Source organism: Lentisalinibacter sediminis, from assembly GCF_040706615.1.
Classification (GTDB): Bacteria; Pseudomonadota; Gammaproteobacteria; order Steroidobacterales; family Woeseiaceae; genus Lentisalinibacter; species Lentisalinibacter sediminis.
Window position 1 is genome coordinate 229166 of the sequence record NZ_JAPDRF010000007.1, and the last position, 23383, is coordinate 252548.

Here is a 23383-nt window from a genome sequence, read left to right on the forward strand (position 1 = left end):
GGCGCCGAGTGACTGAGCATATCCCGGTCCTTCTGGCCGAGGTGCTGGAGGGTCTGGCGATACGGCCCGACGGTCTCTACATCGATGCGACCTTCGGCCGGGGCGGTCACAGCGCGGCGATTCTGGAAAGGCTGGGTCCCGTCGGCAGGCTGCTGGCGATAGACCGGGACGAAGAGGCGGTCGCTGCCGGACGGGAACGGTTTTCGGAAGACGGACGGTTTCGTATCGAACGGGGGAATTTCTCGGATCTCGGAGCTATCGCGGTCAGGCACGGCTTCGGCGGCAGGACCGACGGGATTCTCTTCGATCTGGGGGTTTCCTCGCCACAGCTGGACGACGCGGAGCGCGGCTTCAGCTTCAGACAGGACGGCCCGCTCGACATGCGGATGGACAGGCAGGAAGGCCCGAGCGCAGGCGACTGGCTTAACCGGGTATCGGAGCGCGATTTGCGAGAGGTGTTGAAAACCTACGGCGAAGAACGGCAGGCGGCACGCATCGCCCGGGCCGTGGTCCGCGCGCGGGAACAAGCCCCGCTCGCCACCACGGGTCAGCTCGCCGGGATCGTCGAGTCGGTGCTCGGGAGGCGCAAGCCGGGCGAGCGGCATCCCGCGACGAAGACCTTCCAGGCGATCCGCATCTGTCTGAACCGTGAACTCGAGTCGATCACCGAGGCGCTGTCCCGGGTGCGCGAGGTGCTGGCGCCCGGCGGGCGGCTCGCCGTGATCAGCTTCCACTCGCTGGAGGACCGCATCGTAAAGCGCTTCATGCGCGACGCCTCGCTGGACGACGAACGCTACCGGGGCCTGCCCGAGGTGCCGCCCTCGGCGCGGGCCTGGCTCAGGCTGGTGGGCAGGCCGCTGACGCCCTCGGCGGACGAAGCGGATGCGAACCCCCGGGCCCGGAGCGCACGACTGCGCGTGGCGGAGAAGGTGGCATGAGCCGGCAGCCGATGAAGACGCTCCCGGCAACGGTGCCGCTCGGCCTCACGCTGGTGCTCGCGCTGGCGTGCGTGGCCTCGGCGATGGCGATTATTCACACCCGCCAGCAGTCGCGCGAGCTGTTCGTGCAGTTACAGGAGCTCAGCGGCGAGCGGGATGCGCTGAACATCGAATGGGGCAGGCTGCAGATCGAGCAGAGCGCCTACGCCACCCACGCCCGGGTGGAGCGCATCGCCCGCCGCGATCTCGAACTCGAGCGGCCGCAGACCAGTGACATCTACATCGTGAAACCGGAATGAAGAAGGGAGCGCGCAAGAAGGAACAGGCCGTGCGGCGGTTTCGCAACCGCAGCGCGCTGGTGCTCGGCTTCTTCGCCCTCACGGCCACGGCGCTGGTGGCGCGCGCCGTCGACCTGCAGGTGCTGAACAACGACTTCCTGGCGCGGGAGGCCGACGCGCGCCATCTGCGCACGGAGAAGATCTCCGCCCATCGCGGCGCCATCACCGACCGCAACGGCGAGCCGCTGGCGGTCTCGACCCCGGTGGACAGCATCTGGGCGAACCCCGGCCAGCTCGCGCCCGCCGCCGAAGACGTGCCGAAGCTGGCCAGCCTGCTCGACCTGGACCCCGAGCAGCTCATGCGCCGGCTCACCCGCAACATGGAGCGGGAGTTCGTCTACCTGCGCCGCCACCTCTCGCCGGACCGGGCGGACCGGGTGCAGGCGGAGGACCTGCCCGGGGTGAACGTGCTGCGGGAATACCGCCGCTTCTATCCCGCCGGCGAGGTCACCGGCCATCTGCTCGGCTTCACCGACATCGACGACTCGGGTCAGGAGGGCCTCGAGCTCGCCTTCAACCACTGGCTCGCCGGCGAGCCGGGTGCCAAGCGCGTGCTGAAGGACAATCGGGGGCGTTCCATCGAGGACGTCGAAAGCATCCGCCCGCCCCGGCACGGGCGCACACTCGCCGCCAGCATCGACCTGACCATCCAGTATCTGGCCTACCGCGAGCTGAAGGCCGCGGTCCGCCGCCACGGCGCCGCCTCCGGCTCGATCGTGGTGCTGGACGTGGACACCGGCGAGGTGCTGGCCATGGTGAACCAGCCCGCCTACAACCCGAACGATCGCTCGCAACTGGCGGTGGAGCGCTACCGCAACCGGGCGGTCACCGACATCCTCGAGCCCGGTTCCAGCGTGAAGCCGCTGGTGATGGCTGCGGCGCTCGAGAGCGGCCGCTTCCGTCCGGGCAGCATCGTGGATACCGGGCCGGGCTGGGTCGAGGTGGGCGCGAAGCGTATCGAGGATACCGAGGACCTGGGCCCGATCGACCTCACGACGGTGCTGTCGCGCTCCAGCAACGTGGGCATCACGAAGATCGCGATGTCGCTCGAGCCGGAGCAGCTCTGGCGGACCCTGTCGGGATTCGGTATCGGCAGCCTCACCTCCTGCGGTTTCCCCGGCGAGTCCGCGGGACTGCTGAGCCACTACAACCACTGGAAGCCGATCAGCCAGGCGACGCTGGCCTACGGTTACGGCTTGTCGGTGACGCCGCTGCAGCTCGCGCGGGCCTATGCCGTGATCGGCAGCGGCGGCCTGATGCGGCCGGTGTCGCTGCTGAAGCTGGACGAGCCGCCCCCGGCGAACCGGGCCATCGCCGAATCCACGGCACGGCAGGTGCTGGGGATGATGGAACAGGTGGTGCTGCCCGGAGGCACGGGCACGCGGGCGGACGTGCCCGGATACCGCATCGCCGGCAAGACCGGCACGGCGCGGAAATTCGCGGCGGGAGGCTATTCCGAGGATCGCTATCTCGCCATCTTCGCCGGCCTCGCGCCGGCCAGCGACCCGCGGCTCGCCGTGGTCGTCTTGATCGACGAGCCGACGGGCGACGCCTATTACGGCGGCCAGGTGTCCGCGCCGGTGTTCGCCCGGGTGACTTCGGAAGCGCTGCGCCTGCTGGCCGTGCCGCCGGACGATCTGCCGGTGCGCCAGCCCGGCGAGGTCGTGCAGGCGATGCAGGCGGCGGGACGATGAGTGCGGTGGCAGGGGTCATGAGTCCGCCCGAGACGTCGACAAGGCCGACGACGCTGCAGGCGCTGCTGGCGGGCATCGTGCCCGCGGCGGCGGTGCCTGCGGCGACCTCGACGACCCTCTCGGACATCACGCTGGACAGCCGCCGCGTGGTGCCGGGCGGCGCGTTCTTCGCGCTGCAGGGCACGGCCGGCCACGGCCTCGACTACCTGCCACAGGCACTCGCGGCCGGCGCCGGCGCCGTGGTCTACGAGCCTGCCCGCGGTGTCGCGGCGCCCGAGGGGCTGTCCGTCCCCGCAGTTGCGGTGCCTGAACTGCGCAGCCATCTGGGTGCGATCGCCGACCGCTGGTTCGGCGCGCCGTCGGCGCGGATCGCCGTCTCCGGCGTGACGGGCACCAACGGCAAGACCACCGTGAGCTGGCTGCTCGCCGATGCCCTGAACCGGCTGGAGCGCCCCTGCGCCTACCTGGGCACGCTCGGCGCCGGCATGCCGAACGTGCTGGAGACGGCGGACCTGACCACGCCGGACGTGATCGAGTTGCACCGCCGTCTCGCCGCCTTCGCGGACGCGGGCGCAGGCCATGCAAGCATCGAGGTCTCCTCTCACGCCCTGGACCAGGGCCGCATCGACGGGGTCCGCCTCGCCACGGCCGCCTTCACCAACCTGAGCCGCGATCACCTGGACTACCACGGCAGCATGGCGGCCTACGGCGAAGCCAAGGCGAGGCTACTCGACGTGCCGGGGCTGGAGCACCGGGTGATCAACGCAGACGATGCCTTCGGCGCCGAACTCTGCCGCCGTCATGGAGACTCCGCGCTCGCCGTGACCCGCAGGGGCGCGACGGCGCCGCGGCGCCGCATCGCCGTCGGCGACGTCTGCCTCGGCGCCGACGGCATCGCTTTCTCGTTCACCTCGCCGTTCGGCGACGGGAGCGTGCGCTCGCGTCTGCGCGGCGATTTCAACGTGGAGAACCTGGGCGTCGTGCTCGGGCTCCTGCTGGAGACCGGCATCCCGCTGGACGAGGCGACGGCGGCGCTGGCCGCCGTCGAACCGCCGCCGGGCCGGCTGCAGGTGGTGGGCGGGGGCCGTCCCCTGGTGGTCGTCGACTACGCCCACACCCCGGACGCGCTCGCGGCGGTCCTCGCCGCGCTGCGGCCCCATTGCGACGGCGAGCTGTGGTGCGTGTTCGGCTGCGGCGGCGAGCGGGACCCGGGCAAGCGCCCGTTGATGGCTCGCGCGGCCGCGGCCGCCGACCGGGTGGTCGTGACCAGCGACAATCCCCGCGCCGAGGACCCCGCTACGATCATCGCGGAGATCATGAGCGGGGCGCCGGCGGACGGCCCGGGAGACGACAAGTACCGCGTCGTCGCCGATCGCCGCGACGCGATTGCCACGGCGGTGCGCGAGGCAGCGCCCGCGGACTGCGTGCTGCTCGCCGGCCGCGGCCACGAACGTTTCCAGATCACGGCCGCCGGCCCCCGTCCGCTGAGCGATGCGGCAGAGGCGCTGGCGGCGCTCGCGGGGAGGTCGTCGGCATGAGCGCCGGCACGCTGCGCGAGACGGCCGAGATCGTGGGCGGAGAGCTCGTCGGCGAGAACCGTCCCTGGGCGGGCGTGAGCACCGACACCCGCCGCCTGGGCGAGGGCGAGCTGTTCTTTGCGCTCACCGGCCCGAACTTCGACGGCAACGACTACGTGCCGACGGCGGCCGAGCGCGGCGCGGCCGGCGCGGTGGTCTCCCGGTGCGCCGATACGGCGCTGCCCCAGGTGCGCGTGCCGGACACCCGCGTGGCGCTCGGCCGCCTGGGCGCCGAGTGGCGCAGCCGTCACGGGGCCACCGTCATCGGCATTACCGGCAGCAACGGCAAGACCACGGTGAAGGAACTCGTCGCGGCCTGTCTGGGCGAGACGGCGCTCGCGACCCGCGGCAACCTGAACAACGAGATCGGACTGCCGCTGATGCTGCTGGAGCTCGAGCCGGACCACGAGTACGGCGTGTTCGAGATGGGCTGCAGCCGCCCGGGCGACATCGCGTGGCTGGCCGGCCTCGCCCGCCCGGACATCGGCGTGGTCACCAATGCCGGCTCCGCCCACCTCGAGGGGCTGGGCAGCATCGAGGGTGTGGCCCGCACGAAGGGCGAGCTGTTCCAGGCGCTGGGTCCCGAGGCCACCGCCGTGATCAACGCCGACGATGCCTGGTGCGGACTGTGGGAGGCCATGGCCGGTCCGGCACAGGTGGTGACCTTCGGTCTCCGCAACGACGCGGACGTCAGCGCGAGGGACGTCCGGCCGACGGCGGACGGCAGCCGGTTCCTGCTGGTCGCCGGCAGTGCGTCGGTCGAGGTCGAGCTGCCGCTGCCGGGCGAGCACAACGTCATGAACGCCTGCTGCGCGGCGGCGGCCGCCATGGCCGCCGGCGTGCCACTGCGCCGGGCCGCCGAGCGCCTGGCCGCAGCCCGCCGCGTGAGCGGGCGCATGACCCGCCGGCCGACGCCCGGCGGCGCGGTGATCTGGGACGACACCTACAACGCCAACCCCACGTCGCTCGCGGCCGGCGCACGCGCGGTGGTCGCCGGCGGCGGACGGGCCTGGGCGGTCGTCGGCGACATGCTGGAACTGGGCGAGGAGACGGCCGCCATCCACGAGGCGGCGGGCGCCGATCTGCGCAGCGCCGGCATCGAGCGGGTGTACTGCCTCGGCGAGCTGGCGCGCCGGGTGGCCGAAGGCTTCGGCGGCGGCGCGCGCTGGTTCGCCAGCGCCGACGAGCTGATTGCGTCGCTGCGCGGCGATCTCACGGCGGAAGTCAGCGTGCTGGTGAAGGGCTCCCGGGGGATGCGCATGGAGCGCATCGTCGATGGCCTCGTGAACGCGGAGCCGGACACGGCTGCGGGCGGGGAGGGCTGACGTGCTGCTCTGGCTCACCGAATACCTGACCCGGTTCGAATCGGGCTTCAACGTCTTCAGCTATCTGACGATGCGCGCGATCCTGGGCGCGCTCACGGCGCTGGTGATCTGTTTCGTGGTGGGCCCCTACATGATCGCCCGCCTGTCGCTGCGCCAGATTGGCCAGACGGTTCGCGACGATGGCCCGGCCACGCATCTGCTGAAGGCGGGCACGCCCACCATGGGCGGTGCGCTGATCCTGATCGCCATCGCCATCAGCACGCTGCTGTGGGCGGATCTCTCCAATCGGTTCGTGTGGGTGGTGCTGCTGGTGACCCTCGCATTCGGCGGCATCGGCTTCGTGGACGATTACAAGAAGCTGATCCTGAAGGATCCCACCGGCCTCGCGCCGCGCTTCAAGCTGCTGTGGCAGTCCGTGTTCGCCGCCGGCGCGGCGGTGTTCCTGTACTTGACGGCCGTGGATCCGGTGGAGACCTCGCTGCTGATCCCGTTCCTGAAGGACGTGGCGATCCCGCTCGGCGCGGCGCAGATGGTAGTCACCTATTTTTATATCGTCGGTTTCAGCAACGCGGTGAACCTGACCGACGGCCTCGACGGCCTCGCCATCATGCCGTCGGTGCTGGTCGGCGGCGCGCTGGGCGTGTTCGCCTACGTCACCGGCAACGTGAATTTCTCCGAGTATCTCGGCATCCCCTACGTCGCCGGCACCGGCGAGATCCTGGTGTTTTGCGCGGCACTGGCCGGCGCCGGACTCGGCTTCCTCTGGTTCAATACCTACCCGGCGCAGGTGTTCATGGGCGACATCGGCGCGCTGGCGCTGGGGGCTGCGCTCGGCACCGTCGCCGTCGTCACCCGGCAGGAGCTGATCCTGGCGGTGATGGGCGGCGTGTTCGTCGTCGAGACGGTCTCGGTGATGATGCAGGTGGTCTCCTACAAGCTTACCGGCCGGCGCATCTTCCGCATGGCGCCTCTGCACCATCACTTCGAGCTGAAGGGGTGGGCGGAGCCAAAAGTCATCGTCCGGTTCTGGATCATCACCGTCGTGCTGGTCCTGATCGGCCTGTCGAGTCTCAAGATCCGATGATGGGCTACGCCGACAGCAAACCGCTCTATGCGCGGGACGAGGCCAGCGGCAGCGGCAGCGCCGTTGCCACGCTCGTCCTCGGCGCAGGCGCCACCGGCCAGTCGGTGGCACGCTGGCTGGCGCGCCGCGGCCTGTCCGCGCGCTTCGCCGACAGCCGTCCGGCGCCGGCCGGGGCCGAGGTGCTGCGTTCGGTGCTGCCCCGGGCAGAGATCCACACCGGCTCGTTCGACACCGCGCTGCTGCAGGGCGTGGACCGCCTGGTCGTCTCGCCCGGCATCCGGGACTCCGAGCCGCTGCTGCAGGCCGCCCGCGAGCGCAGCCTGCCGGTGCTCTCCGACATCGATCTGTTCGTGCAGGAGGCCGAGGCGCCCATCGCCGCGGTGACCGGCTCCAACGGCAAGAGCACGGTGGTCTCCCTGCTGGCCGCCCTGTGCGAGGGAGCCGGCGTAAAGGCGCTGGCCGGCGGCAACCTGGGCACCCCGGCGCTGGATCTGCTGGACCAGCCCCGGCCCGATTATTACGTGTTGGAGCTCTCCAGCTTCCAGCTGCAGCGTACCGCCCGGCTGCCGGCGCGTGTGGCGACGATGCTGAACCTGAGCGCAGACCATCTGGACTGGCACGGCTCCATGGACGCCTACGCCCGGGCGAAGTACCGCATCTATCGCGACGCCGACATCGCCGTGACCAACCGGGCGGAGGCGCCGCCCGACGGTATCGAACTGCCGGAGCGGCGCATCAGCTTCGGTGAGGACGCGCCGCCCGCGGGCCAGTACGGCCTGCGCGAGTCCGCCGGCGAGTGGTGGCTGGCGCGGGGCGCGGAAGAGCTGCTGCCGGCCGGCGCGCTGCACCTCTGCGGCCGGCACAACTGGCTGAATACCCTCGCCGCGCTCGCTCTCGGCGAGGGGCTGGGGCTCGACATGGACGCCATGGTGGACGCGGCCATCGAGTTCCGCGGTCTGCCCCACCGCAGCGAGTTCATCGCCGAGCGGGACGGGGTCACCTGGATCAACGACTCCAAGGGCACCAACGTGGGCGCCGCCGTGGCCGCGGTGCAGGGTATCGAGACGCCCTTCGTGCTGATCGCCGGCGGCGACGCCAAGGGCGCCCGCTTCGACGCCCTGGCGGAGGCGGTGCGCGGACGGCTGCGCGCCGCCGTGCTGATCGGCCGGGATGCGCCGCGGCTCGCCGAGGCGCTGGACCCGGTGGGGCCGGTGGAGACGGCGGCCGACATGGAGAGTGCCGTGGCCCGGGCGGCGGCGCTCGCCGAGCGGGGCGATACGGTCGTCCTGGCGCCCGCCTGCGCCAGCCTGGACATGTATGCGGATTACCGCGCGCGGGGCGATGCGTTCCGCGCTGCGGTGGAGGGGCTGGACTCATGAGCGCCACCAGTTCCGCAGCCCTGCCGTTCCCGGTGCGCCTCATGCCGCAGCCGTCGCTGGATCCGGTGCTGGTGGCGCTGACGTCCACGCTGCTGCTCGGCGGCCTGGTCGTGCTCGCCTCGGCGTCCATCGCGGTGGCGGACGGCGGCGAGGTCGGCAGTTTCGCCTTCGTCTGGCGTCAGCTGCTGGCCATCGCCGTGGGCCTCGGCGCGGCCGTGTTCATGCTGTGCGTGCCGACCACGTTCTGGCAGCGCAGCGGCTTCCTGCTGGTGCTGCTGGCGCTGGCGCTGCTCTCGGTGGTACTGATCCCGGGCGTCGGCCACGCGGTGAACGGCTCCACCCGCTGGCTGCGGGTGGGCAGCATCACCATCCAGGTGTCCGAGCCCGCGCGGCTGGCGGTGATCCTGTATCTGGCCGGCTACATCGTCCGCCGCGGCCAGGATCTCAGCAGTCACTTCGTCGGCTTTCTGAAGCCGATGGTGGTGATCAGCTTCGCCGCGGTCCTGCTGCTCGCGGAGCCCGATTTCGGTGCTGCCACGGTGCTGGTCGCCACGGCGCTCGCGATGCTGTTCATCGGCGGCGCGCGGTTGCGGGACTTCCTGGCGTTCTTCGCCGCTGCCGTCGCCACGCTGGCGACGCTGGCCGTCACCTCGCCGTACCGCATGCGCCGCCTCACCGCGTTCCTCAATCCCTGGGAGGATCCCTACGACAGCGGCTTTCAGCTCACCCAGTCGCTGATCGCCATCGGCCGGGGCGAGTGGTTCGGCGTTGGCCTCGGGGCGAGCGTGCAGAAGATGTTCTACCTGCCGGAGGCGCACACCGATTTCGTCTTCGCGGTGTTCGCCGAGGAGTTCGGCCTGCTGGGGGCGCTGGTGCTGATCGGTCTGTTCCTCGCGCTGGTGTGGCGCATCCTCGGCATCGCCAGGAAGCTCGCCGAAGCCGGGCAGTGGTACCAGGCCTATGCCGTATTCGGATTCGGCATCTGGCTGGGGCTGCAGGCGTTCATCAATATCGGCGTGAACATGGGGCTGCTGCCGACCAAGGGGCTGCCGCTGCCGCTGGTGAGCTACGGCCGCAGCAGCCTGATCGTCACGCTCGCCGGCATCGGCTTCGTGCTCCGGGCCTGCCACGAACTCGCGGCCGCGCCGGTCAGCACCGGCCGCGGCCGGCGGCGGAAGAGGGCTTCGTCATGAGCGCGCGGCCCATCCTGATCATGGCGGGCGGTACCGGCGGCCATGTCTATCCGGCGCTGGCGGTCGCCGACGCCCTGCGCGAGCGTGCCCGCGAGGTGGTATGGCTGGGCACGCGCCGGGGGCTCGAGGCGCGGGTGGTGCCCGCCGCCGGCATCGAGATCGAGTGGATTGGCATCTCCGGCCTGCGCGGCAAGGGCCTCATGACCCGGCTGCTGGCGCCGTTCCGCCTCGCCGTCGCGCTGGTGCAGTCGCTGGTCGTGATGATACGGCGGCGGCCTGCTGTGGTGCTCGGCATGGGCGGCTTCGTCAGCGGCCCCGGCGGCGTCGCCGCGTGGCTGACGCGCCGCCCCCTGATCATCCACGAACAGAACGCGGTCCCAGGACTGACGAATCGACTTCTGGCTGGGTTAGCCCGGGTTGTGCTGCAAGCCTTCCCGGGCAGCTTTTCCAGCCGTATTACGGCGCAGACGGTAGGCAATCCGGTGCGCCGCGATATCGCCGCGCTGCCGCCGCCCGCCGAGCGCCTGCGCGGGCGCGCCGGCCCGCTGCGCCTGCTGGTGCTGGGCGGCAGCCAGGGCGCCCTTGCGCTGAACCGCCTGCTGCCATTCGCCGTCGCCGCGCTGCCCTCCGGCATCCGGCCGGAGGTGCGCCACCAGGCCGGTGAGCGGACGCTGGAGGCAGCCCGGGAGGCCTACGGGGTCGCGGGCGTGGAAGCCGAGGTCGCCCCGTTCATCGAAGACATGGCTGCGGCCTACGCCTGGGCCGACCTGGTGGTCTGCCGGGCCGGCGCCCTCACGGTCTCCGAAGTGGCGATGGCGGGACTGCCTGCCGTGTTCATCCCGTTCCCGGCGGCCGTGGACGACCATCAGACCGCCAACGGCGCCGTGCTCGTGGCGTCGGGGGCGGCGCTGGTCGTGCAGGAGCGCGACCTGACGCCGGAGCGCCTGGCCACCGCCATCGAGGAGCTGGGTGGCGACCGGGAGGCGCTGCTGGTGCGGGCCGAGCGGGCGCGCGCGACGGCGTCGCCCCGGGCGCTCGCGACGATCACCGAACTCTGCCTCGCCGCCGCGGGAGGTGCCGGATGATCGATCGGATGCGCCGGGTCAATCTCATCCACTTCGTGGGCATCGGTGGCACGGGCATGAGCGGCATCGCCGAGGTGCTGCTGAACCAAGGCTACCAGGTGCGCGGTTCGGACCTGCGAGCCAACGCCGTCACCCGCCGCCTGGAGCGCCTGGGCGCGGACGTGCGCATCGGCCACGACCCGGCCAACGTGGAGGGGGCGGACGTGGTGGTGATCTCCAGCGCCGTGACGCCGGACAACCCCGAGGTGCTGGCCGCCCAGGAGCACCGCTGCCCCGTGGTGCAGCGCGCCGAGATGCTTGGCGAGCTGATGCGTTTCAGCCGCCGTTCGATCGCCGTGGCCGGCACTCACGGCAAGACCACCACCACCAGCCTGATCGCGAGTGTTCTCGCCGAGGGCGGTCTCGATCCCACCTTCGTCATCGGCGGCCGTCTGAAGAGTGCGGATGCCAACGCGCGGCTCGGCGCCGGCGACTACCTGGTGGCCGAGGCCGACGAGAGCGACGCCTCGTTCCTGCATCTGCAGCCGATGATGGCCGTGGTCACGAACATCGATGCCGATCACATGGAGACCTACGAGGGCGACCTGCGGCGGCTGCATCAGAGTTTCGTCGCCTTCCTGCACAACCTGCCGTTCTACGGCGTCGCCTTCGTCTGTCTGGACGACGAGGGCGTGCGCGGCATCCTGCCCGACATCGGCCGCGCGGCCGTCACCTACGGCACCGCGGAGGATGCGGACGTGCGCGCCACCGACATCCGCTTCGACGAATCCGGCAGCGGCTTCCGGGTCAGCCGGCCCGGCGATGCGCCGGACCTGGACGTGCGCCTGTCCCTGCCCGGCACGCACAACGTGCTGAACGCCCTGGCCGCGATTGCGGTGGCCCAGGACCTGGACGTGGCCGACGACGCGGTGCTGGCGGCGCTGGCCGGTTTCGAGGGCATCGACCGCCGCTTCCAGGTGCACGACGGTGTCGCGACCCGGGCGGGCCGCATCACGCTGGTGGACGACTACGGCCATCACCCCACCGAGGTGGCCGCGACGCTGGAGGCGGCGCGCCAGCGCTGGCCGTCGCGGCGCCTGGTGCTCGTCTTCCAGCCGCATCGCTACACCCGCACCCGGGATCTGCTGGACGACTTCGCCGACGTGCTGTCCCGCGCCGACGCGCTGCTGCTGCTCGAAGTCTACGCCGCCGGCGAGGCCCGGATCGCCGGCGCCGACGGCCGCGCCATCGCGCGGGCGGTACGCAGCCGCGGCGCCGTCGAGCCCGTGTTCCTGGAGGATCTCGGCCGGCTGGCCGAGGTGCTGCCGGGCATGCTGCGCGACGGCGACGTCGTGCTCACCATGGGTGCCGGCGACATCGGCGCCGAGGCCGCGGCCCTGCCGGAAAAGCTGGCCGAGGGCCGTCTGAGGAGCGTGAAGCCATGAACGCCGGGACGATGAGACAGCAGCCTGCCGGCGACCTGCGCCGTAACGAGCCCATGTCCCGTCACACCTCCTGGCGGGTCGGCGGACCGGCGGACCTGTTCTTCCGTCCGGCCAGCGTGGCTGACCTGGCTGCGTTCCTGCGTGAACTCGATCCGGCGACCCCGGTGCACTGGGTCGGTCTCGGCAGCAACCTGCTGGTGCGCGATGGCGGCATCCGCGGCGTGGTCATCGCCACGACCGGTTTGCTCTCCGCGCTCGAGCGCGAGGGCGAGACCGGCGTGCGCGCGGAGGCCGGTGTGCCCTGCACCCGGCTCGCGCGGCGCTGCGCCCGCTGGGGCCTCGGTCCCAGTGCCTGGTTCTCGGGCATACCGGGGACCGTCGGCGGTGCGCTCACGATGAACGCCGGTGCCTTCGGTGGCGAGACCTGGGACCGGATCGTGCGCGTCGAGACCCTGTCCCGGGACGGCGCGCTGCGCGAGCGCACGCCGGAGGACTACGAGGTCGGCTACCGCAGCGTGCGCGGACCGGCGGACGAATGGTTCATCGCGGCGCATTTCGACTTCGAGCCGGAAAGCGAGGCGAGCATCGAGCGCCTGAACGAGCTGGTGGAGCGGCGCAAGGCCACCCAGCCGATCGGCCTGCCGAGCTGCGGCTCGGTGTTCCGCAACCCGCCGGGCGATCACGCCGCCCGGCTGATCGAGGCCGCCGGACTGAAGGGCCGGCGCATCGGCGACGCCGTGGTCTCGGAGAAGCATGCGAATTTCATCATCAACGACGGCAGTGCCACGGCCGCCGACATCGAGGCGCTGATCGAGCTGGTGCAGACCACCGTCGAGCGCGAGCACGGCGTGAAGCTGCGCCACGAAGTCCGCATCGTGGGGCAGGCCGCATGAGCGCCGCCGACGTGGTCAGGACCGTGCGCGATGCCGGCGCCTTCGGTCGGGTGGCCGTGATGTACGGCGGCGCCTCGAGCGAACGCGAGGTCTCGCTGCGCAGCGGCGGCGCCGTGCTGGCGGCACTCCGCGAGGCGGGCGTGGACGCGGCCGCCTGGGATCCGGCGGAGCGCCGCTTCGCCGACTTCCTGGCGGCGCGGTTCGACCGGGTCTGGATCGCCCTGCACGGCCCGGGCGGCGAGGACGGTACGCTGCAGGGAGCGCTGGAATGGGCCGGCATCCCCTACACGGGCAGCGGTGTGATGGCCTCCGCGCTGGCCATGGACAAGGTGCGCAGCAAGATGCTGTTCTCCGCCGCCGGTCTCGCGACGCCCGCCTGGCGGACGGTGCGCAGCGAGACCGGTCTCGAGGCCGCGCTCGCCGCCCTCGACCTGCCGCTGATCGTAAAGCCTGCGGGCCAGGGTTCCAGCGTCGGCATGCGCCGCGTGGAGACGGCTGCCGAACTCGCGGCGGCATGGGCCGCGGCAGCGGATTACGACGACGAGGTGATCGTCGAGGAATGGGTGGACGGTGAGGAGTTCACGGTGGCCGTGCTGCGGGGGGCCGCGCTGCCGTCCATCCGCATCGAGACGCCGCGGGTCTTCTACGACTACGCGGCGAAGTACGAGTCCGGCGATACCCGCTATCACTGCCCCGGCACCGACGAGCCCGCCCTCGAGCAGGATCTGCACCGCCAGGCGCTGGCCGCCTTCGGGGCGCTCGGCTGCAGCGGCTGGGGCCGGGTGGACTTCATGGTGGGCGCCGACCGGGTGCCCCAGCTGCTCGAGATCAATACGGTGCCCGGGATGACCGGCCAGAGCCTGGTGCCCATGGCCGCCGTCGGGTCGGACATCGACTTCTCCACGCTGTGCTGGCGCATCCTGGAGACGAGTATGGCCGAGCTGCCGGCCGTGGAGACACGGAGGTCGGTCAATGGCGCGTAAGCAGGCGAAGCGCAGAAGGACTCCGCGGCAGAAGCCGGCCGTGCAGCTGAAGCTGCCGCAGCTATCGCAGATCCCCGTGACCGGGATCCTGACGGCGCTGTGCGCGCTGGCGCTGATCGGCGCCACCTATCAGCTGAGCGCGCTGGCCCTCGACCGGCCGATCCGCGCCGTGACCATCGACGCGCCTTTCCAGCGGGTGACCGAAGCCCGCATCGAGGAGGCCATCGCCGAAGGGCTGCGGGACGGCTTCCTGAGCGCGGATCTCGGCGCGATGCGCCGCCGCCTCGAGGCGCTGGCCTGGGTGGACGCGGCCAGCGTGCGGCGCGAATGGCCGGACGAACTCAGCGTGGCGGTGAGCGAGCAGGTGCCTGCGGCGCGCTGGGGCGAGAGCGGGCTGCTGAACGTGCGCGGCGAGCTGTTCCTCACCGAAGCGCGCCACGTCCCGGCGGAGCTGCCGCGGCTGTCCGGGCCCGAGGGCAGCGCGGCTCAGGTGGCTTCCCGTTACCTCGCCGTGCGCGGTCCGCTGATCGAGGCCGGCCTGGACCTGGCTGCCGTCCGGCTCGACGCCCGGGGTGCCTGGCAGCTGACGCTCACCAACGGCATCCAGGTCCGGCTCGGCCGCAGGGCGGTGGATGAGCGCCTGGCGCTGTTTCTGGAGACGGTCGTCGACATGGTCACGGCCAGGGAGGGAGACATCACACATATCGACATGCGCTACTCCAACGGTTTCTCCATCGGCTGGAAGGAAGCGGCCTGGGCGAGCCGGGACTCGGCCGAGTCAGCCGTCGTGGCGGCCAGGGGGGCGGGCTAGATGTCCAGGAAGACGGACAAGAACCTCATCGTCGGACTGGATATCGGCACGTCGAAGGTGGTGGCGATCGTGGGCGAGCTTTCCGAGGCCGGCGAGATCGAGGTGATCGGCATCGGCTCGCATCCTTCGCGCGGCCTGAAGAAGGGCGTCGTGGTGAACATCGAGTCGACGGTGCATTCGATCCAGCGCGCCATCGAGGAAGCGGAGCTGATGGCCGGCTGCGATATTCACTCGGTGTACACTGGCATCGCCGGCAGCCACGTGCGCAGCCTGAACTCTCACGGCATCGTCGCCATCCGGGACAAGGAAGTGAGCCCGAGCGACGTGGAGCGCGTCATCGACGCCGCGCGGGCGGTGGCCATTCCGGCCGACCAGAAGATCCTCCACATCCTGCCCCAGGAATTCATCATCGACAGTCAGGAGGGCATCCGCGAGCCGGTGGGCATGTCCGGCGTGCGCCTGGAGGCGAAGGTGCACATGGTGACGGGCGCGGAAAGTGCGGCCCAGAACATCGTCAAGTGCGTCCAGCGCTGCGGCCTGGAGGTGGACGACATCGTGCTCGAGCAGCTGGCCTCCAGCTATTCGGTGCTGACCGAGGACGAGAAGGAACTCGGCGCCGCCATCGTCGATATCGGCGGCGGCACGACCGACATCGCGGTCTTCCTGGGCGGTGCCATCCAGCACACCGCCGTGATCCCCATCGCCGGCGACCAGGTCACCAACGACATCGCGGTCTCGATGCGTACGCCCACCCAGTACGCCGAGGACATCAAGATCAAGTACGCCTGCGCGCTGTCCCAGCTCGCCAATCCGGACGAGACCATCGAGGTGCCGAGCGTGGGCGACCGGCCGCCGCGGCGGCTCGCCCGCCAGACCCTGGCCGAGGTGGTGGAGCCGCGCTACGAGGAGCTGTTCACCCTGGTGCGCGACGAGCTCCGGCGCAGCGGCTTCGAGGAGTTGATCGCCGCCGGCATCGTCGTGACCGGCGGCAGCGCGAAGATGGAGGGTGCCGTGGAGCTGGCCGAAGAGGTGTTCCACATGCCCGTGCGGCTCGGCATCCCCCAGTACGTAAAGGGCCTGTCGGACGTCGTGCGCAACCCGATACACGCCACCGGCGTCGGGCTCCTGCTGTACGGCTACGAGAACCTGACCCGGCAGGAGAACGAGGTGCCGATGGGCAACGGATTGAAAGAGGTGCTGGCGCGCATGCGTGCGTGGTTCCAGAGCCATTTCTAGAGAGCGGATGCCGGCGGCGGCGCTGCCGGCTGAAGGTACTGAGAGCAACGACATTGGAATGTTGAGAGCGGAGGAAGCGACATGTTCGAACTGATGGATGCATACAGCCAGAGCGCGGTCATCAAGGTGATCGGCGTGGGTGGCGGCGGCGGCAACGCCGTCGCTCACATGGTGGAGGCCGGCATCGAAGGGGTGGATTTCATCTGCGCCAATACCGATGCCCAGGCGCTGAAGAATGCCGAGGTGCGCACCGCGCTGCAGATCGGCTGCAATATCACGAAAGGGCTCGGCGCCGGCGCCAACCCCGACGTGGGCCGGCAGGCGGCCATGGAGGACCGGGACCGGATCCAGGAGGTGATCGAGGGCGCCGACATGCTCTTCATCACCGCCGGTATGGGCGGTGGCACCGGTACGGGCGCAGGACCGGTGGTGGCCCAGGTGGCCAGGGAGCTCGGTATCCTGACCGTGGCCGTGGTCACCAAGCCCTTCGGGATGGAAGGCTCGAAGCGCATGAAGATCGCCGATCAGGGCATCGCCGAGCTGGGCAAATACGTCGATTCGCTGATCACGATCCCGAACGAGAAGCTGCTGACGGTTCTCGGCGGCGAGACCACCCTGCTGGACGCGTTCCGCGCGGCCAATCAGGTGCTGCAGGGCGCCGTGCAGGGCATCGCCGAGCTGATCACCCGGCCCGGCCTCATCAACGTGGACTTCGCCGATGTGCGTACGGTGATGGCCGAGATGGGCATGGCCATGATGGGCTCCGGCGCGGCGTCCGGCGAGGACCGTGCGCGGGAAGCGGCCGAGGCGGCCGTCTCGAGTCCGCTGCTGGAGGACATCAACCTGGCCGGCGCAAACGGCATCCTGGTGAACGTCACCGCGGGTATGGACCTGTCCATCGGCGAGTTCCAGGAAGTGGGCAACACCATCAAGGAATTCGCCTCCGACGATGCCACGGTGGTCGTCGGCACGGTGATCGATCCCGACATGAGCAACACCATCCGGGTGACCGTCGTGGCCACCGGGCTCGGTCAGCCGGCCATGGCCGCCGGCACGCCCATGCGGGTGGTGCGCCGCTCCGGTGCCGCACGCACCGAGCCGAACTATGGAGAGCTCGAGAAGCCGACCGTGCAGCGCAAGCGTGCCGTCGGTGACGGCATCAGCGACCTGGGGCTGCAGGAGGATCTGCTGGACATCCCGGCGTTCCTGCGCCGCCAGGCCGACTGACCGCTGCCGCCTCCGCTCGGCCGGGGCGACCCACGGACGGGGTCGCCCCGGCCCTTTTTTCTTGCACTGCAAAAAAACGCTGTGATATCTTTATTCGTTGGTGTTGTGAAGCAACGGTCGTAACTGCCTGAAAACCGGTGTTTTTGCCGACGGGTTTTCCGGGCATACACCGTTGCTTTCGCGCAACAGGTGCGTTGTCAGGCGGTGGGTGAACCGCGGGCTGCGCAGACTACAACCAGTGAACATCCGTGATTCAGCGGCAGTTTCCGCGGGATCGCCATTATTATCGGTCGTGCCGGGGAGAGGGCAGGGCCGCGTCGGGAAATGTAGCCATGCTGCAACAGAGAACGCTGAAAACGGCCATCCGCGCGACCGGAGTCGGTCTGCATTCGGGCCGCAAGGTCTACATGACGCTGCGCCCGGCCGCGCCGAACAGCGGGATTGTCTTTCGCCGGACCGATCTGGCAGAGCCGGTCGAGATCCGTGCGGAAGCGCACCGGGTGGGCGAGACGACGCTCGGCACGACGCTGATCGACGGCGACGTGCGTGTGGCGACGGTCGAGCACCTGATGTCGGCGCTGGCCGGTCTCGGTATCGACAACTGCTACGTCGACCTGAGCGCGCCGGAAGTGCCCATCATGGACGGTAGCGCAGGCCCGTTCGTCTTCCTGCTGCAGTCGGCGGGCATCGAGGAGCAGAATGCCCCGAAGAAGCTGATCCGCATCCGCAAGCCGGTGCGCATCGAGCAGGACGACAAGTGGGTGGAATTCCGGCCGTTCAACGGCTTCAAGGTGAACCTGGAGATCGCCTTCGATCATCCGGTGTTCAAGAAGCACTCCCAGCGGGCCTCCATCGACTTCTCCACGACGTCTTTCCTGCGTGAGGTGAGCCGGGCGCGGACGTTCGGCTTCATGCGCGACATCGAAACGCTGCGGGCGAACAACCTGACCCTCGGTGGCAGCATGGACAATGCCATCGTGCTGGACGACTACCGCATCCTCAATGAGGACGGCCTGCGTTACGACGACGAGTTCGTCAAGCACAAGATCCTGGACGCCATCGGTGACCTGTATCTGCTGGGTCACAGCCTGATCGGCGAATTCAGCGGCTACCGCTCCGGCCACGAGCTGAACAACCTGCTGCTGCGGCGCCTGCTCGAGGACGAGTCGGCGTGGCAGCCGGTCACCTTCGAGGATCGCCGCAAGGCACCGATCTCCTACGCGAGCCCGGTATTCGCCTGAGCGGCTAGCCGTCTTCGCGCCCTGAGTCTTCGTGCTCCGGGCCTTCGCGCTCCGGGCGCACCAGCACGCTCACCGACTCGGCGGTCACGCCGTAGCGCCGTGCCGCGGCCAGCGCCTCGTCGGCGGCGAAACGCAGGCGCGCCGCCCACGCGGACGACTCGGTGACCAGAACCAGCGTGCCATCGTCCCTTCGTGCGGCAGAGACCAAGTGGGCGCGCGCGTCCTCGGAGAGCGCGGCCCGCACGGCCGCGGTGAGCGTCTCCATGGCCCGGGCGCGCTCGACGATGCCCGCGAGCGGGCTGTCGGGACGGGAGAGCAGATTGCCGAGCTTCTTCTCGTTCATGGCTTGCGTGGATGTTAACCGGCTCACAGATTGACCGTGAAGGACCCCTCCGGCGCATGCAATTCCTTGATCTGCCGGTCTTCATTATGCATATTGACGATCTCGATCAGGGCAAACCCGGTGTGAGCCGGGGACGCAAAGCTTCCGGTCCGCGGGTCCCGAGCCCCGGACAGCGGGGTTGCCGGGATGACCATTAGACTGAAGCCGACATTGCTGCACAAGCCGGGCAGTTGCTCCGGAGCCAGCGGGTTCGTCGGTCACAGGTCGGAACAAGAGCGACCAACAATTCCCGGTCGGTGGTGTTATTGGAACGGCTTTTCGGACCGGGATCCGACTCGTAATCGGGACTGCAATCGATGAATCTCGTCATATTCAGCCGCCGCCGTACGGGCGTTCGCCAGATCGACCTCGGCGCGCCGCTCACCCTCGCCATCGCCGGCACTATCGTCGGTGTATTCGCGGCAGCGGTCTTCGGTAGCGGATACTTCTTCGCGCGCCAGCACGGCACCCAGGCGGATACGGCCGAACTCCGCGCCATGTCCGAGCAACTGGACGGGCAGCGGCGCGAGATCGAGGCGGCCCGGCGCGAGACGGAAGAAACACTGGATGCGTTGGCGATCCGGCTCGGCCAGATGAACGCCCACGTTATCCGGCTGGACGCGCTCGGGCGGCGTCTTACCGAGATGGCCGAGCTGCAGGACGGCGAATTCGACTTCGAGTCCCCGCCCGCCATCGGCGGCCCGGAGGAGCCGGAAGAATTCGGCAGCGGCGGCGTCGCCGACATCCTGACGTCGCTGGACGGGCTCTCCCAGCAGTTGAGCGATCGGGAAAAGCAGCTCGGTGTACTTGAAAGTGTGCTCCTGACCCGCAATCTCAACGAGCAGATCAGGCCGGAAGGGCGGCCGGTGAAGTCCGGCTGGCTGTCGTCCTACTACGGGCGGCGCACGGACCCGTTCACCGGCAAGCAGGCATGGCACAAGGGCGTGGATTTCGCCGGCAAGGCCGGCGCGGAGATCGTCGCCGTCGGCGCCGGCGTGGTCACCTACTCGGGCAAGCGCTATGGCTATGGCCAGATGGTGGAGATCGACCACGGCGACGGCTACGTGACGCGCTACGCGCACAACGCCGAGAACTTCGTGAATGTGGGTGATGAAGTCAGGAAAGGACAGATTATTGCGCACATGGGAGCGACCGGTCGGGCGACCGGGCCCAACCTGCATTTCGAAGTCATCTACGAGGGCAAGTCGGTCAACCCGCTCAAATACATTCGCGCCAGCGGCAGCTGAGCCCCCGACGCCCGCCCTTTTTAGACGCAGCGCACCCGCTGCCCTTAGAATAACCGTTTTAAGGATAGCCCTTTTCGGGCGAACCCCAATCGAGCGCCGACGCCGCGACGGCCGACGGCGCTCTTTCGCGTATCAGAGCGCGTTTCAGGACGGATAACCCAGTGGCATTTCTCACAAAGATATTCGGCAGTCGCAACGAGCGTCTGGTCAAATCGTATTCGAAGCTCGTCAAGGCCATCAACGCGCTGGAAGACGAGTACCGCAACAAGAGCGACGAGGAACTCGCGGCCATGACGCCGGCGTTGCGCGAGCGTCTCGCCAACGGCGACAAGCTGGACAGCCTCATCCCCGAGGCCTTCGCCGCCGTGCGCGAGGCGGCCGATCGCACGGTGGGCATGCGCCACTTCGACGTGCAGCTGATCGGCGGGCTGGTGCTGCACGAGGGCAAGATCGCGGAGATGAAAACCGGCGAGGGCAAGACGCTGGTCGCGACCCTGCCGGCCTATCTCAACGCGCTCACCGGCGAAGGGGTGCACATCGTTACGGTGAACGAGTACCTGGCCAGTCGTGACGCGGCCTGGATGGGCCCCGTGTACAACTTCCTCGGGCTCGAGGTGGGCGTGATCCGCAGCGGTCAGTCGCCGGCGGAGAAGCGCGAGGCCTACGGCGCGGACATCACCTACGCCACCAACAACGAACTCGGCTTCGACTACCTGCGTGACAATCTGGCGTTCTCCACCGAGGACCGGGCCCAGCGCAAGCTCGCCTACGGCATCGTCGACGAGGTGGACTCCATCCTCATCGACGAGGCGCGCACGCCGCTGATCATCTCCGGCCCCTCCGAGGAGCGCACCGAACTCTACGAGAAGATCAACAAGCTCGTGCCCAAGCTCGTCAAGCAGGAGGAGGAAGAAGGCCCGGGCGACTACATGCCGGACGAGAAGACGAAGCAGGTCTATCTCACCGAGGACGGCCATCAGCACGTCGAGGAGCTGATGACGAAGGCAGGGCTGATACAGCCCGGCGAGAGTCTCTACGACGCCGGCAACATCAAGCTCATGCATCACCTGATGGCGGCGCTGCGCGCGCATGCCATGTATCAGCGCGACGTCGACTACATCGTCAAGGACGGCGAGATCGTCATCGTCGACGAGTTCACCGGCCGCACCATGCCGGGCCGGCGCTGGTCCGACGGTCTGCACCAGGCGGTGGAGGCCAAGGAAGGAGTGCGGGTGAAGGAAGAGAACCAGACCATCGCGTCGATCACCTTCCAGAACTTCTTCCGCATGTACCAGAAGCTTGCCGGCATGACGGGTACGGCGGACACCGAGGCCTTCGAGTTCCAGTCCATCTACGGCCTCGAGGTGGTGGTGATTCCCACCCATCGGCCAATGGTCCGCGCGGATCATCCGGACCTCGTGTTCCTGAATCAGAGCGATAAGTTCGAGGCCATCATCGAGGACATCGTCGACTGCCGGGAGCGAGGCCAGCCGGTGCTGGTGGGCACCACCTCCATCGAGAACTCCGAGCTCCTGTCCGGCCTGCTGAAGAAGAAGCAGATCCCGCACCAGGTGCTGAACGCGAAGCAGCACGAGCGCGAGGCGAAGGTGGTGGAGGACGCCGGCCGTCCCGGCACCATTACCATCGCCACCAACATGGCCGGCCGCGGCACGGACATCGTGCTGGGCGGCAACAGGGATGCCGAACTCGCCGAACTCGGCGAGGACGTCACTGACGAGCAGCGCCAGGCCGTGGTCGCGGAGTGGCAGAAGCGGCACGACCAGGTACTGGAGGCCGGCGGTCTGCACATCGTCGGCACCGAGCGTCACGAGTCCCGGCGCATCGACAACCAGCTGCGCGGCCGCTCCGGCCGTCAGGGTGATCCGGGTTCCAGCCGCTTCTACCTGTCCATGGAAGACAGCCTCATGCGCATCTTCGGCGATCCCAACCGCACGAAGAGCCTGCTGCAGCGGGTGGGCATGCGCGACGGCGAGGCCATCGAGAGCGGGCTGCTGTCACGCCAGATCGAGAAGGCCCAGCGCAAGGTGGAGGCCCACAACTTCGATATCCGCAAATCGCTGCTCGAGTACGACGACGTCGCCAACGACCAGCGCAAGGTGGTCTACCACCAGCGCTCGGAACTCATGGAGGCCGACGACGTCGCCGAGTCCGTGGAGAACATCCGCGACGAGGTGGTGGAGACGGCGGTGCAGGAGTTCATCCCGCGGGGCAGCGTCGAGGAGCAGTGGGATCCGGAAGGCCTGCAGCAGGCGCTGCGCGCCGACTTCGGGCTCGACCTGCCCGTCGTCCAGTGGCTGGAGAAAGAGAAGACCCTGAACGCGGACCAGCTCTGCGACCGCATCGTCGAGTCCGCGAAAGACTACTACGAGCAAAAGGTCGGCGAGATCGGCGAGTCCATCATGCGGGGCTTCGAGAAGCAGGTCATGCTCTCCCAGCTGGACCTGCACTGGAAGGAGCACCTGGCGGCCATGGATTACCTCCGTCAGGGCATCCACCTGCGGGGCTACGCCCAGAAGAACCCGAAGCAGGAGTACAAGCGCGAGGCCTTCGAGATGTTCGGGCAGATGCTCGAGCAGGTGAAGCACGACACCATCAGCATCCTGATGCGGGTGCGGTTGCGCAGCCAGGAAGAGGTGGAGCGCATGGAGGCCGAGCAGCGGGCCAAGAAGGCCATGGAGTTCCAGCACGCGCAGGCGTCGGCACTGGCGTCCGGCGGGACGGCGGCGACGGCGTCTGCCGCGGCCGCCGAGGCAGTGGCGGGCGGCGGAGGAGGCGGCGCATCGGCCGAGCCGGTGCAGACATTCGTGCGCGAGGGCCGCAAGATCGGGCGCAACGAGCCCTGTCCCTGCGGCAGCGGGAAGAAATACAAGCAGTGCCACGGCCGGCTGTCGTGACCGACGCGCCCCGTCCCCGCCTGCAGGTGGTGGCGGGGATCCTCCGCGACGGCGACAGCCGCATCCTGATCAGCCGGCGTCAGCCCGGCAAGCACGGCGCCGGCCGCTGGGAATTCCCCGGCGGCAAGATCGCGCCCGGCGAGGAACCGCTGGCCGCCCTGCGGCGGGAGCTGGCGGAGGAGATCGGCATCGAGGTGCTGGGAGCCCGTCGCTTCATGGCGCTGGAGCACGACTACCCCGAACGCAGCGTGGCGCTGGACTTCCATCTGGTGACCGGCTGGCGCGGCCGCGTGCAGGCACTCGAACGGCAGGAACTCGCCTGGGCGAGCGCAGCGGAACTGTTCGACTACGACATGCTGGAGGCCGATGCGCCGGTTCTGGAGGCGCTGCTGCGGGACCGGGTCGGCTAGA

20 protein-coding genes and 1 riboswitch are annotated in these 23383 nt (G+C 69.4%); of the genes, 19 read left to right on the plus strand and 1 reads right to left on the minus strand.

The window, feature by feature from the left end; translation table 11 throughout:
• Positions 1 to 8: 8 nt before the first annotated feature.
• The 16 genes from rsmH to lpxC all read left to right on the plus strand — a co-directional run bounded on the left by rsmH (position 9) and on the right by lpxC (position 18428).
• Positions 9 to 938, plus strand: a complete 930-nt coding sequence (gene rsmH, locus ACJMKX_RS16050; protein ID WP_405227693.1) for a 16S rRNA (cytosine(1402)-N(4))-methyltransferase RsmH — start codon at positions 9 to 11, stop codon at positions 936 to 938.
• Positions 935 to 1237: a cell division protein FtsL gene (gene ftsL / locus ACJMKX_RS16055; RefSeq protein ID WP_405227695.1), complete on the plus strand. Its 303-nt coding sequence runs from the start codon at positions 935 to 937 to the stop codon at positions 1235 to 1237. The genes rsmH and ftsL overlap by 4 nt, the downstream gene beginning before the upstream one ends.
• Entirely contained in the window at positions 1234 to 2970 is a 1737-nt protein-coding gene (locus ACJMKX_RS16060) for a peptidoglycan D,D-transpeptidase FtsI family protein (protein ID WP_405227697.1), read from the plus strand. The genes ftsL and ACJMKX_RS16060 overlap by 4 nt, the downstream gene beginning before the upstream one ends.
• A 17-nt stretch (positions 2971 to 2987) precedes the next feature.
• Positions 2988 to 4508, plus strand: a complete 1521-nt coding sequence (locus ACJMKX_RS16065; protein ID WP_405227699.1) for a UDP-N-acetylmuramoyl-L-alanyl-D-glutamate--2,6-diaminopimelate ligase — start codon at positions 2988 to 2990, stop codon at positions 4506 to 4508.
• Complete coding sequence (locus ACJMKX_RS16070; protein WP_405227701.1) at positions 4505 to 5872, plus strand: UDP-N-acetylmuramoyl-tripeptide--D-alanyl-D-alanine ligase; 1368 nt, start codon at positions 4505 to 4507, stop codon at positions 5870 to 5872. Before ACJMKX_RS16065 ends, ACJMKX_RS16070 begins: the two co-directional genes overlap by 4 nt.
• 1 nt (position 5873) lies before the next feature.
• Positions 5874 to 6956, plus strand: a complete 1083-nt coding sequence (gene mraY, locus ACJMKX_RS16075) for a phospho-N-acetylmuramoyl-pentapeptide-transferase (RefSeq protein WP_405227703.1) — start codon at positions 5874 to 5876, stop codon at positions 6954 to 6956.
• Positions 6953 to 8335, plus strand: coding sequence for a UDP-N-acetylmuramoyl-L-alanine--D-glutamate ligase (murD, locus tag ACJMKX_RS16080; RefSeq protein ID WP_405227705.1), 1383 nt, complete (start codon positions 6953 to 6955; stop codon positions 8333 to 8335). The genes mraY and murD overlap by 4 nt, the downstream gene beginning before the upstream one ends.
• Complete coding sequence (gene ftsW, locus ACJMKX_RS16085) at positions 8332 to 9528, plus strand: putative lipid II flippase FtsW (protein WP_405227707.1); 1197 nt, start codon at positions 8332 to 8334, stop codon at positions 9526 to 9528. The genes murD and ftsW overlap by 4 nt, the downstream gene beginning before the upstream one ends.
• Positions 9525 to 10613 (plus strand): undecaprenyldiphospho-muramoylpentapeptide beta-N-acetylglucosaminyltransferase, encoded by a 1089-nt coding sequence (gene murG / locus ACJMKX_RS16090; RefSeq protein ID WP_405227709.1) that lies wholly within the window; start codon positions 9525 to 9527, stop codon positions 10611 to 10613. Before ftsW ends, murG begins: the two co-directional genes overlap by 4 nt.
• Positions 10610 to 12037, plus strand: coding sequence for a UDP-N-acetylmuramate--L-alanine ligase (gene murC / locus ACJMKX_RS16095; protein WP_405227711.1), 1428 nt, complete (start codon positions 10610 to 10612; stop codon positions 12035 to 12037). The genes murG and murC overlap by 4 nt, the downstream gene beginning before the upstream one ends.
• On the plus strand, positions 12034 to 12930 hold the full coding sequence (gene murB / locus ACJMKX_RS16100; RefSeq protein ID WP_405227713.1) for a UDP-N-acetylmuramate dehydrogenase: 897 nt from the start codon (positions 12034 to 12036) through the stop codon (positions 12928 to 12930). Before murC ends, murB begins: the two co-directional genes overlap by 4 nt.
• Before the next feature lie 11 nt (positions 12931 to 12941).
• Complete coding sequence (locus ACJMKX_RS16105; protein ID WP_405227885.1) at positions 12942 to 13913, plus strand: D-alanine--D-alanine ligase; 972 nt, start codon at positions 12942 to 12944, stop codon at positions 13911 to 13913.
• A complete protein-coding gene (locus ACJMKX_RS16110) occupies positions 13903 to 14724 on the plus strand; it encodes a cell division protein FtsQ/DivIB (RefSeq protein ID WP_405227715.1) in 822 nt (273 codons plus the stop codon). Before ACJMKX_RS16105 ends, ACJMKX_RS16110 begins: the two co-directional genes overlap by 11 nt.
• Positions 14725 to 15960, plus strand: a complete 1236-nt coding sequence (ftsA, locus tag ACJMKX_RS16115; protein WP_405227717.1) for a cell division protein FtsA — start codon at positions 14725 to 14727, stop codon at positions 15958 to 15960.
• An 81-nt stretch (positions 15961 to 16041) separates the two neighbouring features.
• A complete protein-coding gene (ftsZ, locus tag ACJMKX_RS16120; protein ID WP_405227719.1) occupies positions 16042 to 17187 on the plus strand; it encodes a cell division protein FtsZ in 1146 nt (381 codons plus the stop codon).
• 332 nt (positions 17188 to 17519) lie between these two features.
• Positions 17520 to 18428, plus strand: coding sequence for a UDP-3-O-acyl-N-acetylglucosamine deacetylase (gene lpxC, locus ACJMKX_RS16125; protein ID WP_405227721.1), 909 nt, complete (start codon positions 17520 to 17522; stop codon positions 18426 to 18428).
• A 4-nt stretch (positions 18429 to 18432) separates the two neighbouring features.
• Here the strand turns inward: lpxC and ACJMKX_RS16130 are convergent, their stop codons facing one another.
• Positions 18433 to 18771 carry a DciA family protein gene (locus ACJMKX_RS16130; RefSeq protein ID WP_405227723.1) on the minus strand — a complete coding sequence of 113 codons (339 nt, stop codon included), beginning with the start codon at positions 18769 to 18771 and terminating at the stop codon, positions 18433 to 18435.
• A 100-nt stretch (positions 18772 to 18871) separates the two neighbouring features.
• Positions 18872 to 18957: riboswitch (cyclic di-GMP riboswitch) on the plus strand.
• A gap of 170 nt (positions 18958 to 19127) precedes the next feature.
• Here ACJMKX_RS16130 and ACJMKX_RS16135 point away from each other — a divergent pair.
• From ACJMKX_RS16135 to mutT, 3 genes are all read left to right on the plus strand, one after another.
• Positions 19128 to 20057 (plus strand): M23 family metallopeptidase, encoded by a 930-nt coding sequence (locus ACJMKX_RS16135; protein WP_405227724.1) that lies wholly within the window; start codon positions 19128 to 19130, stop codon positions 20055 to 20057.
• A 161-nt stretch (positions 20058 to 20218) separates the two neighbouring features.
• Positions 20219 to 22972, plus strand: coding sequence for a preprotein translocase subunit SecA (secA, locus tag ACJMKX_RS16140; protein WP_405227726.1), 2754 nt, complete (start codon positions 20219 to 20221; stop codon positions 22970 to 22972).
• Positions 22951 to 23382 carry an 8-oxo-dGTP diphosphatase MutT gene (gene mutT / locus ACJMKX_RS16145; protein ID WP_405227728.1) on the plus strand — a complete coding sequence of 144 codons (432 nt, stop codon included), beginning with the start codon at positions 22951 to 22953 and terminating at the stop codon, positions 23380 to 23382. Before secA ends, mutT begins: the two co-directional genes overlap by 22 nt.
• The last annotated feature ends 1 nt before the right edge of the window (position 23383 follow it).